Genomic DNA, 12,917 nt, shown 5'->3' on the forward strand with positions numbered 1-12,917 from the left:
ACCGACCCCTGGGATCTCACATGCCATTCTTCGAAACGCCCACTGACGGAACACTTCTCGCGTATGAGGAATACGGCTCGGGTGAGCCGATCGTCTTCGTCGCCAGCTGGGTGCTCAATGCCGATATGTGGGAATATCAGGTCCCGTTCTTCCTCGAGCGCGGCTTCCGTTGTGTCCTGCTCGACCGCCGCGGGCACGGCCGTTCCGACCGACCTTCCTCGGGCTACGACATCGACACTCGCACCGACGATCTCGCTGCCCTCATCGAGCTGCTCGACCTTCGCGATGTCACGCTGGTCGCACATTCGGCAGGCAGTGGAGAGGTCGCACGCTATCTGACCCGGCACGGCACCGAGCGGGTCGCGCGAGTCGCGCGAGTCGCATTCCTGGCCGCGACGCTCCCGTACCTGCGCCTCACCGACGACAACCCCGAAGGCTTGCCCGAGGCGATCAACGAGGCCGATATCGCCCAGCTCCGGACCGACCGCCCCCGCTGGTTCGCCGATCGCGCACAGGGCTACTTCGCCACCCACCTGGACAACAACGTCAGCCAGGCGATGATCGACAACGAGATTCGCCGCTGCCAGACGGCTTCCCCCTACGCCACCGTCGCGGTGCGCCGGGAACTGTTCAACACCGACCATCGCGCCGATGTGGCCGCCATCGAACTGCCGACCCTCATCGTGCACGGCAACGCCGATCAATCCGTCCCGATCGACGCCTCCAGCCACCGCACCGCAGCCCTGATCCCGCACAGCATCTACAAGCAGTACCCAACGGCCGGCCACGCCATCTATGCCACGCACGCAGCGCAGTTCAACGGCGACCTGCTCGATTTCATCAAGAGCTGACACCGGCTGGACCGACTGTCCCGGGTGACGAGACTCACTGCAAGATAGCAAACAGCCAGCGAATTTGATTATTCGTTCTGGCTATCATCGTGCGATGCAAACCAAGTGGAAGCTCAGCACGATCGCCCTCGGTGCGGCGCTGGTCGCACCACTTCTGCTCACCGCGCAGGCCTCGGCGCAAGGCGCGACGATCAACTGCGACGCAACCCAACTGTCGCAAATGAACGCCATCTTCGGCACGTTGAACCGCTGCGACGAACCCCTCGCAGGTCAGGCCCCGGCCCGCCTGGAGCTGCACATCGCCGACAACTACGGCACCGGCTCGGCGGGACTGGGCTTCTTCGGGCCACCGACCCCGGCGAACGGCCAGATCACCTGGCACGATGGACAAGTCAGCAGCCTCGACGGACAGGCCCGCCCCGGCCTGCCGGGCATCTCGTCACAGCCCTCAGACCTGCGCTTCCGTATCGTCGACGGCCCATACGCCGGTGGAACGCTCGACATCGACGGCACCGTCGACTCCGGAATCCCGGGAGCGACATCCACCTTCTACACACCGAGGCGAGTGACGGTCCAACTGCCCTGATATCGGGCGCAACGTAGTATTTCACCAGACCTGTTCCACCACACTGGAATTGACAACCACGCCGTCAACTCACCAGTGTGTCAATGATTGTCAAGATCCTGGCGGCCAGGGTCGCGGTTCCGTCGCCATCCGGTTCATAGAGTCGATCAACGAACGCATGTGATTCGGATCGGCAGGGGAATCTCTATGACGAGTATGCGCCGCGTGTTCACCCGGATGGTCATCGCCGCAGTGATGGCGTTGTTGGCGTTCGGCGGAGTGAATCCCGCTGCCGCAGAACCCTATCCAGCACCGCAGCCTGCTGACCCCATGTACCCGTTCGCCGAAGTCTTGCAATTGTTGACCGGCACCGAGCACGACCTGTCGATGCCGGGCGCGTTGGACTACTTCCTGCGGTCGGCCGCCTTCGTCAATCTGGCCAATGCGGGTTTGCCGTTCCAGGATCTCCTGCAACCGGAGACCTGGTCGGGTCCCGATGCCCCGCAGCGGCAATTGGTTGCGGCGCAGAAGATTATCGACGGGATACTGCATTTGCCGCCCCTCGGGCTGGCAGCCCCGGACAACCCGGCATACATTCCGAACTGGAGCCATGACGGCAACTTCACCAACAATGTCAGCGACGCGGTCCTCGAGGACGACTACGAGAACCCTGCGGCGCAAGAAGCGAAGTTCCGCTATCCGTGCGTCCAACCCAATGCTGATGTCCTGTTCGAGAACACGGACGGCGTGTGTGTGCCGGGCACCGACTCCAGCCAGGTGTTCAAACTCGGAACCGTCAAGAAGTTCCAGATGGTCAACAATCGAGGGATCAAGCTCGGCGCGAAGATCTTCTTCCCGGAAGGCGCCGAGGACTCGGCAGCGAAGTATCCGGTCACCGTCATGCTCCCGGGTGCGGCCGAAAAGCAGGCCGACGTCAACAGATACACCCTGAGCGCGGTGCGAAAAGGCTTCATCGGGATCTCACTCGCCTACTCGGGCAATGCTGCCGGGACCGGCGGGACGATCGCCGATGTCTATCTGCCGCAACTGAAGAACCCACACCTGAACTTCCCCGGCTCGGCCCGCGACGTGCAGGACTTCATCCGCTGGCTCAACCGGGCCCCGATCACGCCGATCGTCGACCTGAACGGCGACGAGCTCGGCAATCTAGCGAAGGGCGAGATACCGCGACTGCAGCGCTTCAACCCCGCCTACGCGCCGGACGGCGACAACCAACTCAACCCGTGGGCCGACCTGATGGACCTCGACCACGTCAATCTCTGGGGTCAGTCCTTCGGATCGGGCGGGATCACCAGTTACGGCTTCTGGCAGGGCCTCGGGAAGGGATTCGACGGTAATCCCCTGCCCAAGGTGAGCTCGATCGTCGGAATGTCCGGATTCTCCTACACCACCGCCGATATCCCGATCCAGCTGCAGACCGCCGACTTCGACATCCCGGTGCCCAACGGCTACCTGATCACGCCCCAGCCCAATGGCCTCGCCGACGTCACCGACGGCCCGATCGGGGTCAAGGAGTACTACGACAACATCCGCCGAGAGGGCCACGGCAACAGCCCGCTGATGTTCCTCACCCTCGAGGGTGGCTTCCACACCGATACGTTCAACCTGCTCGGTGTCATCTACCATGTGAAATCGCCCTACTTGTCGACCACTTCGGCGCTCAACTGGTTCCAGTGCTACGGCCGCGCCGACACCGACGAAAGTGCTTGCGCGGCACTGCGAGAGCCGATCGACGGCATGTCGCGCGCCTTCGCCACCGAATACTCCCCCGAGGGCCCCGCCGGCCCCAGCCTGTGCGTGACCATTCCCGACCGCGCAACCCTGATCCAGGCGCCATACCGCCCGGCCGACTTCATCCAGAACAACTGGGGCCCCGCCAAATACGACTGCACGCCACAACAACGCTAGCGGCACACGTAGTTCAGCAGAACCGATCGATCAGCCTTTGAGGTCGTGTGCGACCTGAATCAGGAACGTGGTGACCGCCTGGACGTCAGCGGGCTTCAATAGCTCCTGGTCGGGGCTCTCCTTCACGAATCGCATTTCCGCACTCCAAAATCCGTCCTGGACATGAACTTCCGTCCAATACGGCAAGGGGGCTCCCACCCACGCCTTACCTTCGAAGCCGGGAACCGCCGGGTCGTCGGTGGGTATCCCGTCGATTTTGCCGTCGTCTATCCGCGGGTTGTTTACCTGGAGTGCGCCGATCAAGCTGAGGCCGGCGTGGCGGCCGTTGCAGATGGCCGACCAGCCGACTGTGCCGTCCTTCTCGAAAGTGAGCGTCTCCGCCTCGGCGTCGGTGATCGAGAGCGAGTTCCGCAGAAACGTTCGGTAGCGATCGCACAACTTCGCGCCATCATATTTCGACGGTGGAATGAAATGGATCGACGAACCCGAAAATGCAGAGCAGCCGACCGCCGCTACCAGCGCCAAAACGACCAAGAGGACACCGCGTTTGGTTCGCGGATCCACTCTGCGCCTACGCTGCATCCCACCGAGCACATCTGAGCGGCTCCGCAGTCCCAGCCACACCCGTACCATCACAATCCCCCCAACGACAAGCACCGCTACCTGCGGCACTCCGAGCCGGATGGTATCCGCCGCACCATGATCCAGTCACGTGCGTGCGTTCACATTTCACTCGCCCAGCTTGACCGCTCGGCGTAGGTCGGCCGCGTACTCCTCGGGCTGTTCCCATGCCGCGAAGTGGCCGCCCGCACCGTGTTCCACGTAATCGCAGATGTTCAGGAACGCCTCGGCATAGCTTCGGGGCTCCGGTTTGATGTCGCGGGGGAAGACGGAAAGCACTGTCGGCGTATCGATCCGACCGGGGAGGGTGGCCGGTTCGACGTAGGTGGCGAACGAGGTGCCGATCGTGCCGGTGACCCAGTAGGCGGTGACCCAGGTGAGCAGTTCATCCTCGGTGAAAGCCGAATCGTCGGACCAGGACTCCAGTTTCTCGACAATCCAGGCCGCGAGGCCCGCCGGTGAGTCGCCTAGCGCGACAGCGAGAGTGTTCGGCCGCGTCGACTGTTCGGCGATGTATCCTCCCTCCGTTCGGAACCAGTGCGCCGCCCGGTCGAGGTAGGCCACCGCGTCGGGCGCGAGCATCGCGCGATCCGCCGTGAGTGCACGGAGTGGGGCGATGTTGGTGAGGTGCAGGGCAGCAACCCGGTCCGGGTGTTGTGCCGCAAGGATTTCCGCGACGGTGCCACCGACGTCGCCGCCGGATACCGTGTAACGCGCGTACCCGAGCTCGGCCAGTGCGTCCGCGACGATCTCGGCGATCCGGTTGACCGACATGCCCGGACCTTCGAGCGGTACCGCGAACGGGAAGCCCGGCAGCGCGGGAACCACCACGTTCATCTCCGCGAGCAACGGCAGGACACGCTCGAACCGCAGCACGGAGTCGGGCCAGCCGTGCAGTAGTACGACAACCGGGGCGCCGGGATGCCCGGACCGCCGGTGGATCACCCGCAGCTCGGTATCGCCCGCCTGCACTGTTACCCAAGGCAACTCGGCGATGCGACGCTCGTGCACGCTCCAGTCGTAGCCGTCCACCCAACGTTCGAGCAGTTCGTCGAGGCGAGTCCCGGTGATTCCCCGCTTCTCGTCGGCACTCCACGGCGTCGTGACGCGTCGCGTCCGCCGGAGTCGTTCCCGTAGATCATCGATCATGTGTATCAGCGTACACATCCATGTGTATGCTGATACACATGACTTTGCGCAACGCGGCCGCCACCAAACAGCGCATTCTGGAGCACGCGCAGCGCCAGTTCGCGCAGAACGGCTACGCGGCAACCACAGTCAAGGGCGTCGCCGATGCGGCCGGTGTGTCCCCCAACCTCATCACCCGCTACTTCGGCGGCAAGGAAGGCGTCTTCCTAGCGGCGACGCAGGTGGAAATCCCAGTCTCGAACTCCTTCGACGGCGACCGCTCCGAACTAGGTTCCCGCCTCGCCGCCAGCATCATCGAGCGCTGGTCCGCCGCGCCCGAAGAAGATCCACTGCTCGTACTGCAACGCGCATCCGGCGAACGCCCGGAAGCCGCAGAGGCACTCGCCGCATTCCTCGACACCAACTCACTGCAGCCGCTGTACCACTACCTACGCGACAGCGGCCTGAACGACCTCGACGCCCGAGCCCGAGCCGCAGCGATCGACGCCTTCGTACTGGGCGTATCAACTCGCCGACGGGTCCTCCGTTCAGAACTCGGCGACCCCACTGAACTCCAGACTTGGCTCAGCGCCACCATCCAACGCCTCGCAGACGGGTAAGAGAGGTTCCGACACCCGGCCGCCGCACTGACGCCGACGGAACCCGGCCATTCCTTGGGAGCAGATCCAGCACCACAGCAGCGCAGATGCGGCGCGCACATCGACAAAACGGCGCATCCCGCCGAGCACCGGATCGCCACAGCCAGCTGATCTTTCGCAACCGCGGGGCCCTGTCCGATTCGATCAGCGCGGTCAGCGCAGTTACTCGATGACGAGGTCGAGGACCAGGACGTCGCCCTCCCGAATCTCCGACACCTGCAGACCGGAAAGAAGCAGGGCCACCGGAACAGGTTGCCCAGGTTCTCCACGCGCAACCCATACCCGACCTACCCCCGTGCATTCAGCCACGGGACCGGGCTCACCATCGACCCGCACAACACGAAGCCGGTCACCGATACCTACCTGGCCCGCCTCGATATGCCCGATCACAGACGTCCCACGACTCCTCAGATCGAAGGCCCCCTCAACGATGAACCGAAACTGCCCATCGCCCGACGCTCCATTCGGCATCCCACGATCATGTACCGCCGCAGGCCGATCGCGCATCGGCCACTCCGTGTCGCCGCAACCGAGCGATCCGCGGCATTTCCGTGCGAACACTGTGTGGGTGCCATGGGCTGCGCCGGTCAGCTGGATAGCCGGGTGATGAAGGCCGTGAAATTGGTGTACACCCTCTCCGCCTTTTGCTCGGCGGTGAGGTCTTCGCGATACCGGACACCCATCGACGGACGCTTGATGTTGCGTGCGTACAACGAACAGGCAAGGTCAGTACACATGTAGGTGCCGATCGTATTGCCTCGCCGCCCGGACTCGCCGGTCTTGGCCGCGGTCATCAAGGAGACTGCGTTACCGGTGTGAGTAGTCAGGCAGATGCTGCACATCTGCGCTCGGCCCGACCCTCCGAGTTCGTATCGCATGGCGATGCCGATGATTCGATCAGCTTGCGGGACAACGGCGTAGCAGCGGCCCGGGAATGATGGATCGGCCCAGCCCAGGAAGTCCAGATCGTCCCAGGGTTGGAAGGCGAGGTTGCGTGGGGTGTGAAGTCGTTGAGCGTCGCCCTTGGAGCAGTTGACGAATGAGGATCTGATCTCTCGTTCGGTGATTGGTTCCATGAGGGGGTCCTTCGGGATCGTTTGGGCATAGCGATATCTCGGCTCGATTGAGCTGGATCAAGGGCCGAGGGAACTCACGAAGAATGCGCGCGTTCAGGAGTCGGCGGCGGAGCGCGGGTGGGCGAAGAGCAACAGCGCGGTGGCACCGGCATACTCCGCCGGATCCCTCCGAATCTGTGTGGACGCATGGCGTTCCGAGGCAACTTCGGACCTCCTTCCTATGACTCGTAGAGTAAAACCTAGGCATCATAGGTTCAACAGAATTACCACACGGATGCGGTCAGGGATCCCGGACTCCTCCCCGGACGCGATCATCGGCATGAGGGTTCGTTCGGTCGGCATCGAATCGGCACAGCCAGTTGATCTTCGGTTGCGTCGCGCCAGCCGATTCGACCAGCGCGACATGCGGCAGACTAGGACGCTCCGGCATCCGGCCGACCCCCACCCCTCCCCGCCGACACCAGCATCGTAATCGCCAGCAACGGACGATATTTCGTCGCCGAGTGGCACATTCTGGAGGGGTTTGGCCCGGTTTGTCCTGTTTTTTGTGCCACTCGGCATTCGGCAGAAGCGGACATCGCAACGGCCCGAGTCGCCTCGGGCCGTTGATCTTTCGCGGGACCACGCCTGGCCGGTTCGGGTACCGCGCACTTGCGTTCACTGAAGTCAGCCTTCTAGCGGCTGTGTTGCTCGGAGTTGTCGTGTAACGCTGTCGGCTGGTCTGAAGACATAGCGTTTCGGGGGATGGGGCCGGTCTGTGGGCTGGAAGTCACCTCGAGGACGTAACCGACGGCGACCCATGGATCGGAATTGACTGCTCGATGAATCTCTCTGCACTACGCGGCGCGACCGTTCTCCGGACCGGCGTGTGCGCGCTCGCTGCTGTACTGGCACTTACGATGCTCGGCAGTACAGCGGCGGCGGAACCGGAAAAGCCCTCCGGCCTAAGCTCACTCGTCAAGGACGGGCGCACCTGGCATCTGAAAGTGTATTCAGCGGCGATGGGCAAGGACATCACCGTCGACGTGCAACGCCCAGTCGACGAATCAAAACCCGCCGGGAACGCATATCTGGTCAGCGGCCTCGACGCCGGTGAAGGCACCGCGAGCTGGCAAGCTGCGTCGGACGCGTTGTCCTTCCTCGCCGACAAACAGGTCAATGTCATTCTGCCGATCGGCGGCCGAGGCAGCTACTACACCGATTGGTACAAGCAGGATCCCCGCCTCGGCCTGAACAAGTGGAAGACCTTCTTCACCGAGGAGCTACCACCCATCCTGGACGCAACGCTCGGCTCGACCGGGCTGAACTCGCTGGCGGGGTTCTCCACCTCCGGCACCTCGGTCCTGCAGTTGGCAGAGGCGAAACCCGGTCTGTTCAAGTCGGTCGCCGCCTACAGCGGCTGCGCGGAGACCGCCAGCCCGCTCGGTAAGCGGGCCATGAAGCTCGCCGTGGAGACCTGGGCCGGTGGCAACGTCGTGAACATGTACGGCCCGGACGATGATCCGGCCTGGGTAACCAACGATCCGATCATCAACGCCGAGAAGCTGCGCGGCACGAACCTTTACATCTCCAGCGGCAGCGGTCTTCCAACTCCGTCGGACGTGCAGTACTACCAGAGCACGGACACCGAGTCAGGCGGTATCGTCCCCCTTTTCCTCGGCAGCGTCATCGAAGCTACGACGAACATTTGCACGCATAGCCTCGAGGACAAGCTGGACACGCTCGGCATTCCGGCTACCTACCACTTCGACCCGACCGGCACGCACCGCTGGGTCTACTGGCAGCAGGCGCTGCACGACTCTTGGCCACTGCTGGCCCAGGGTACGGGGATTGAGTCCTGAGACACCAATTGGTCAGGCGCGCAATATCATTCGCGGTTTCTACTATGGTTCTCGTCTCCATGTTCAGACCCGCGAACCCGCAGAGCTCGCCACGTGGTGTCGCTCGAGTACAACGAACACGGCACCACCTCCGCGGACCTGCTCCGATAAACGCTCATCGGCAATGCAGGACGCTCGGCCGCCCTCAGACCGACACCGCCACTTGATCTTCGACCCCGTCGCGCTGGCCGGTTCGATCAGCGCGCCTCGCGGCAGTTCAGTGCGTTCGGTCGAGTGGGCTCGGCCGGCCGAGGCGACTCGCTAGATCTCGTTCGAACCGACTTCATCGAGACTGAGGTCGTATTCGTCTACATCGAGGTCCGTTGAGGTGGAGGACAAGAACTGCAGGACCTCGACGGAGAGATGCCACCCAAGAGGACGTGGCCACTTCCGGGCCTCCTCGATCGGCGTTCCACCCGGCGCACCGTGGCTGCCATCGGGATCGTGGTAGTAGCGAACGATCTGCAGCCTCGACGAGATATCTTGGTCCTCAGCCCATTTGACGAGTTGCGGGCGGCACGGTGCCAACCTGTCGATCAACCGCCCAATCTGGTCATCGATCGGATCATTCGTCTCCTCGACGATCTTCCAAACGTTCAAGCCTCGGGCTCGGCCACTCGCCGTGAGATCGCCTTTGGTGTGTGCAACATCTGGCTCGATCCCCAGAAATGCGGTCATCATGGACGCTGACGTCATGGTGGTCTCCACAGCGAAGTAGCAGTACTGGCGAACCTTCATCACTGGGAGATTCGACCACAGCAGGACATTTCAGCCCAACGAATTCGACCGCTCATCGGCAATTCCGGACACTGCGGGCGCTCGAGACGATCTCGGCCCGTTGGTCTTCCGGAGTGCGGCGCTGGCCGACCCGGTCAGCGCGGTCCGCGGCAGACTAGGACGCTCCGGCATCCGGCCGACCCCCACGCCTCCCGCCGACACCAGCATCGCAATCGCCAGCAACGGACGATATTTCGTCGCCGAGTCGCACATTCTGGAGGGGTTTGGCCCGATTTGTCCTGCTTTTGTGCCACTCGGCACTCGGCATGACCGCACACTGCAGCGGCCCGAGTTCACCTCGAGCCAGTTCGATCAGCGGCGTATGCGGACGTTGGTTCGGCCGCAGTTCGCTGGTCCGAAGCACCTGAGCAGGCAGACTATTCGAGTGACCTTTCGATTGCTGCCCAGCACCGGGCTTGTCCTCCCGGCGGACGCAGGCGTCCTGCGATTCGGCATGACCGAGCATTCGGCGCAGTGGACGGCTTCAACGTTGGCGGACATTCGTGTCGGCGGGTGGATGTGCGGAACGCACTGGACCTTCTTCTTCGTCCACCACGGCATTCTGGTCACGGCCTACTCTTGCACCGCGTGCGCTGAGCAGACTTTGGGACACTTGATCATCGAGCGGGAGTACGGCATGGACCGGGCCGCCGATGTTCCGGTCGCCTTCGGCGACTACGACCTCTTCGGCTACCCGATCCACGAACTGGCCGAGGCTCTCAGCCCGCCAGACTGCAAGCTCCTACTGCCCGCGGACGTCGACCTCCAAAGCACGCACTACCTGTCCGCCGTACACCTCGACAATTGCAAAGGGGAGCGCGCGGATGCCCGCAGGGCTCAGACTCCCACTGCCAGTTGATCTTCCGACGTGCCGTGCTGACCGCTCCCGACAGCGCGGCATGCGGCATTTCCGGACACTCACACCCGCTCATCCATCACCAGAATGCACTGGGGTACAAGTCTTCTCGATGTTTACGACCAGAACGCATGCTCGTCGAGCATCCAGGACTCGGCAATACAGCGCATTGTTTCAGCAGTTAGCTGGCATCGCCGGGCACCATATTTTGACTGTCCGACCGTACGCCGATCTGTCTGTCGAGCGCGATTCGCGCCGGATGTCCACTTGCCAAGTATGATGGCAGGTATTGGCGATCATGTGCAGCAAGATCAGCTGGAGGGAACCAGCTGAGCCCGTCCCGGCGTACTCGATGAGCTGGTCACGCGACTAGCCTTCTGTCCGTGTCAGTGAACCTCGATGTCCAGTTCCGCCTGTATCTTAGAAACCGCGAGCAAGCCGACGCTGCCAAACTGGCGCTCGACGACTTCTTCGAGCACGAACTCGAGGGCGAGGTTAAGACCTACTGCCGCGAAAATAACAAATCCAGCAACTGCCCGTGGATCGTGTTCGGCCTGTCGTACGACTCCATCATCATCAGCCGTGGCTGGCTGTGGGCACCGCGAATCGAGGAAGACTTCCGGGCGCGCGTCGCTGCCGTCGCACCTGACGTACCAGACTTCCTGGTCTGGTTCGACGTCTATGACGTCGATGACGAACGCCTCAATCCGACAATCTCGAGCAAGCTTCGACGAAGCTTGCTCGCGTGGTTGCCGAAGTCCGACAGAAGTTACTTCCGGGGCCCCGCCGGTGCTTGCTACCGGATGCTCTGGCAGAGCCTGCGGTCCAGGTTCGAGACCTAAGACTGATTCCACCACGGCTCGATAGTGGGGCTGATGGATTGGCGTCTCGAGCGGAACCGATTCCACAAGCGGGACTCCGCGGTCCGGCCCGCGCGGCTGGTCTGAGGCCTCGAAATCCTGTAATCGGCAGTAATGGACACGGCGACGGCCCCGAGATGCCCCGGGGCCGTTGATCTTCAGCTAGGTCGCGCTGGCCGCCGCGGACCGCGCGCCACGCGGCATTACAGTGTCTCGGTTGCATGGTCGATGCCGGCGGATCTCCAATCAGCCAGACCTGGGAGTGCTTGCCGGTCCTTTTATTGACGGGGTCGGATGACGATCGCCGCGCGTCGGTACCAGAAGTTGGCGGTGTTTCCTTCGTTGCCCATATAGCCCTCGATTTCCGACGCGAAGGGCTCGAGCGTCGCCTTCGCCTCGGGCGTGCACCACTCTCCTTCCCTCACGACCTCTCGCACGGCGGGCTCACCCGATGCCCCTGACTGGTCGATCAGCCACGTCAAGGTGATGGTTGATGACAGCAGCTCGCCGAGTTCGTCCGAGTCCGGTGTCAACGGCAGGCTGGCCTGTACAGGAATGCTCTCGGGGTCGTCAGGGACAGGGTCGATCAAATCCCCGTCGTCGTCGAACTCCGGCTCGGAGCTTTCGACGCATTTCCACCCGTCGTCGATACGCTCCCAACGCTGACGATGGATCAACATGGATGCGGTGTAATCGTCCTCCTCGTAAGAATCCTCGACCTCAGCGAGGGCCAGCAACGCGTCGTAGCCCGCGAGTTCCGCTGCGGCGACCATCATCCCAGTCCTGGCAGCATCGCCGCCCTTGAGCCGCTCCCACCCGAATCCCTGCCGGGAATACTGATGATCCAGCAGGTAGACGAGTCGATCAACGCGTCCGCCCTGCTCGCCCCGAGAAGGCCGGTTAGACGATTCCATCGTCGTGGTGAAATGTTCGCGTAATTGCTCGGCCAACAACGCAACCGACGGATGCGTGGCGAACCTAGCGGAGTCTGGTCCGGTACGCCCGTGCGCCACCAGGTTGTAGGTCAGCGTGATCCGGAAACCATCGGTAACCGGCAGCACCTCGTGCGCGCAGTCGCCGTAGAACGCGACGAAGGACAGCTCTTGCGGCGACCCCTGGTCGGTGATCGTCTTCCCCAGTTGCTCGATCACCAGCTCCCCGCCGGTGAACGTCGAAGGAAGTGTCACCACTAACGTGCCGATCATTCCGTCGGCCTTCTCCGAATCCTGATGGCGTTGAAAGAACTGCCCCGGCTCGTACACCAGCATCGAATGCAGCTCCGCCGACAACTCACAGTCCGGCGCCAAACTCAGCTCCGCCCGCAGCACGTCCAGCATCGGCTGCAATGTCTCGCGCCAGCGTCGCTCGTCGACGGTCACACGGTCCCGCGGAACCTCCCATGTGTCACGCACATTCGCGTCCAACAGGGTCTGCTCGCGCAGGCCGTATCGCGCAGGCTGCGCGACCTCGCACAGCTCCCGCGCCTGAGTCGACGTCACCGGAAACCGGATCGGCCCCACCCCGTCCACCTCGATTGCCAGGTTCTCCGCCAAGGCCGTCCGACGCGCGGCAAATGAACCTGCCAGCGGTACCGACCCCATGAGCTCGCCGATCATCCGCAGGGTCTGGTCTGTCATGCACTTCTCCCGTGTTCGGCAACGTTCGTGGGCATCCTCCCAAAGCCCACCGACGATCCGGCCCCGATGCCGCGAACA

12 protein-coding genes are annotated in these 12,917 nt (G+C 63.0%); 7 read left to right on the forward strand and 5 right to left on the reverse strand.

Annotation, left to right across the window (positions count from 1 at the left end; genetic code table 11):
- The first annotated feature begins 20 nt into the window (after positions 1-20).
- From ACFXHA_RS10590 to ACFXHA_RS10600, 3 genes are all read left to right on the forward strand, one after another.
- Positions 21-851 carry an alpha/beta fold hydrolase gene (locus ACFXHA_RS10590; RefSeq protein WP_379355218.1) on the forward strand — a complete coding sequence of 277 codons (831 nt, stop codon included), beginning with the start codon at positions 21-23 and terminating at the stop codon, positions 849-851.
- A gap of 94 nt (positions 852-945) precedes the next feature.
- Entirely contained in the window at positions 946-1,437 is a 492-nt protein-coding gene (locus ACFXHA_RS10595; protein WP_379355220.1) for a hypothetical protein, read from the forward strand.
- A 186-nt stretch (positions 1,438-1,623) separates the two neighbouring features.
- Positions 1,624-3,345 carry a hypothetical protein gene (locus ACFXHA_RS10600; RefSeq protein ID WP_379355222.1) on the forward strand — a complete coding sequence of 574 codons (1,722 nt, stop codon included), beginning with the start codon at positions 1,624-1,626 and terminating at the stop codon, positions 3,343-3,345.
- Positions 3,346-3,375: 30 nt separating this feature from the next.
- Here the strand turns inward: ACFXHA_RS10600 and ACFXHA_RS10605 are convergent, their stop codons facing one another.
- Positions 3,376-3,879, reverse strand: a complete 504-nt coding sequence (locus ACFXHA_RS10605; RefSeq protein WP_379355224.1) for a hypothetical protein — start codon at positions 3,877-3,879, stop codon at positions 3,376-3,378.
- Positions 3,880-4,074: 195 nt separating this feature from the next.
- Positions 4,075-5,115 (reverse strand): epoxide hydrolase family protein, encoded by a 1,041-nt coding sequence (locus tag ACFXHA_RS10610; protein WP_379355226.1) that lies wholly within the window; start codon positions 5,113-5,115, stop codon positions 4,075-4,077.
- A gap of 38 nt (positions 5,116-5,153) precedes the next feature.
- Here ACFXHA_RS10610 and ACFXHA_RS10615 point away from each other — a divergent pair, with 38 nt between their 5' ends.
- Positions 5,154-5,714, forward strand: a complete 561-nt coding sequence (locus ACFXHA_RS10615; RefSeq protein ID WP_379355228.1) for a TetR/AcrR family transcriptional regulator — start codon at positions 5,154-5,156, stop codon at positions 5,712-5,714.
- Between the two features lie 626 nt (positions 5,715-6,340).
- Here the strand turns inward: ACFXHA_RS10615 and ACFXHA_RS10620 are convergent.
- Positions 6,341-6,829, reverse strand: coding sequence for an FBP domain-containing protein (locus ACFXHA_RS10620; RefSeq protein WP_379355230.1), 489 nt, complete (start codon positions 6,827-6,829; stop codon positions 6,341-6,343).
- Between the two features lie 821 nt (positions 6,830-7,650).
- Here ACFXHA_RS10620 and ACFXHA_RS10625 point away from each other — a divergent pair.
- Positions 7,651-8,670: an alpha/beta hydrolase gene (locus tag ACFXHA_RS10625; RefSeq protein ID WP_379355232.1), complete on the forward strand. Its 1,020-nt coding sequence runs from the start codon at positions 7,651-7,653 to the stop codon at positions 8,668-8,670.
- 300 nt (positions 8,671-8,970) lie between these two features.
- Here the strand turns inward: ACFXHA_RS10625 and ACFXHA_RS10630 are convergent, their stop codons facing one another.
- On the reverse strand, positions 8,971-9,447 hold the full coding sequence (locus ACFXHA_RS10630) for a DUF4279 domain-containing protein (protein ID WP_379355234.1): 477 nt from the start codon (positions 9,445-9,447) through the stop codon (positions 8,971-8,973).
- A gap of 424 nt (positions 9,448-9,871) precedes the next feature.
- On the opposite strand from ACFXHA_RS10630, the gene ACFXHA_RS10635 reads away from it, so the two are divergent.
- A complete protein-coding gene (locus tag ACFXHA_RS10635) occupies positions 9,872-10,345 on the forward strand; it encodes a hypothetical protein (protein ID WP_379355236.1) in 474 nt (157 codons plus the stop codon).
- Positions 10,346-10,725: 380 nt separating this feature from the next.
- Positions 10,726-11,184: a hypothetical protein gene (locus ACFXHA_RS10640; RefSeq protein ID WP_379355238.1), complete on the forward strand. Its 459-nt coding sequence runs from the start codon at positions 10,726-10,728 to the stop codon at positions 11,182-11,184.
- A 296-nt stretch (positions 11,185-11,480) separates the two neighbouring features.
- On the opposite strand, the gene ACFXHA_RS10645 is transcribed toward ACFXHA_RS10640, so the two are convergent.
- Positions 11,481-12,839: a 2OG-Fe(II) oxygenase gene (locus ACFXHA_RS10645; RefSeq protein ID WP_379355240.1), complete on the reverse strand. Its 1,359-nt coding sequence runs from the start codon at positions 12,837-12,839 to the stop codon at positions 11,481-11,483.
- Positions 12,840-12,917: the final 78 nt, after the last annotated feature.

It is taken from the genome of Nocardia sp. NPDC059240, assembly GCF_042753865.1.
Taxonomy (GTDB): Bacteria; Actinomycetota; Actinomycetes; order Mycobacteriales; family Mycobacteriaceae; genus Nocardia.

What these genes read in the sequence shown, in the direction of transcription:
- ACFXHA_RS10590 (WP_379355218.1), top strand. Translation starts at nt 21, where the DNA reads ATGCCATTCTTCGAAACGCCCACTGACGGAACACTTCTCGCGTATGAG.
- ACFXHA_RS10595 (WP_379355220.1), top strand. Translation starts at nt 946, where the DNA reads ATGCAAACCAAGTGGAAGCTCAGCACGATCGCCCTCGGTGCGGCGCTG.
- ACFXHA_RS10600 (WP_379355222.1), top strand. Translation starts at nt 1,624, where the DNA reads ATGACGAGTATGCGCCGCGTGTTCACCCGGATGGTCATCGCCGCAGTG.
- ACFXHA_RS10610 (WP_379355226.1), bottom strand. Translation starts at nt 5,115, where the DNA reads ATGATCGATGATCTACGGGAACGACTCCGGCGGACGCGACGCGTCACG.
- ACFXHA_RS10615 (WP_379355228.1), top strand. Translation starts at nt 5,154, where the DNA reads ATGACTTTGCGCAACGCGGCCGCCACCAAACAGCGCATTCTGGAGCAC.
- ACFXHA_RS10620 (WP_379355230.1), bottom strand. Translation starts at nt 6,829, where the DNA reads ATGGAACCAATCACCGAACGAGAGATCAGATCCTCATTCGTCAACTGC.
- ACFXHA_RS10625 (WP_379355232.1), top strand. Translation starts at nt 7,651, where the DNA reads ATGAATCTCTCTGCACTACGCGGCGCGACCGTTCTCCGGACCGGCGTG.
- ACFXHA_RS10630 (WP_379355234.1), bottom strand. Translation starts at nt 9,447, where the DNA reads ATGAAGGTTCGCCAGTACTGCTACTTCGCTGTGGAGACCACCATGACG.
- ACFXHA_RS10645 (WP_379355240.1), bottom strand. Translation starts at nt 12,839, where the DNA reads ATGACAGACCAGACCCTGCGGATGATCGGCGAGCTCATGGGGTCGGTA.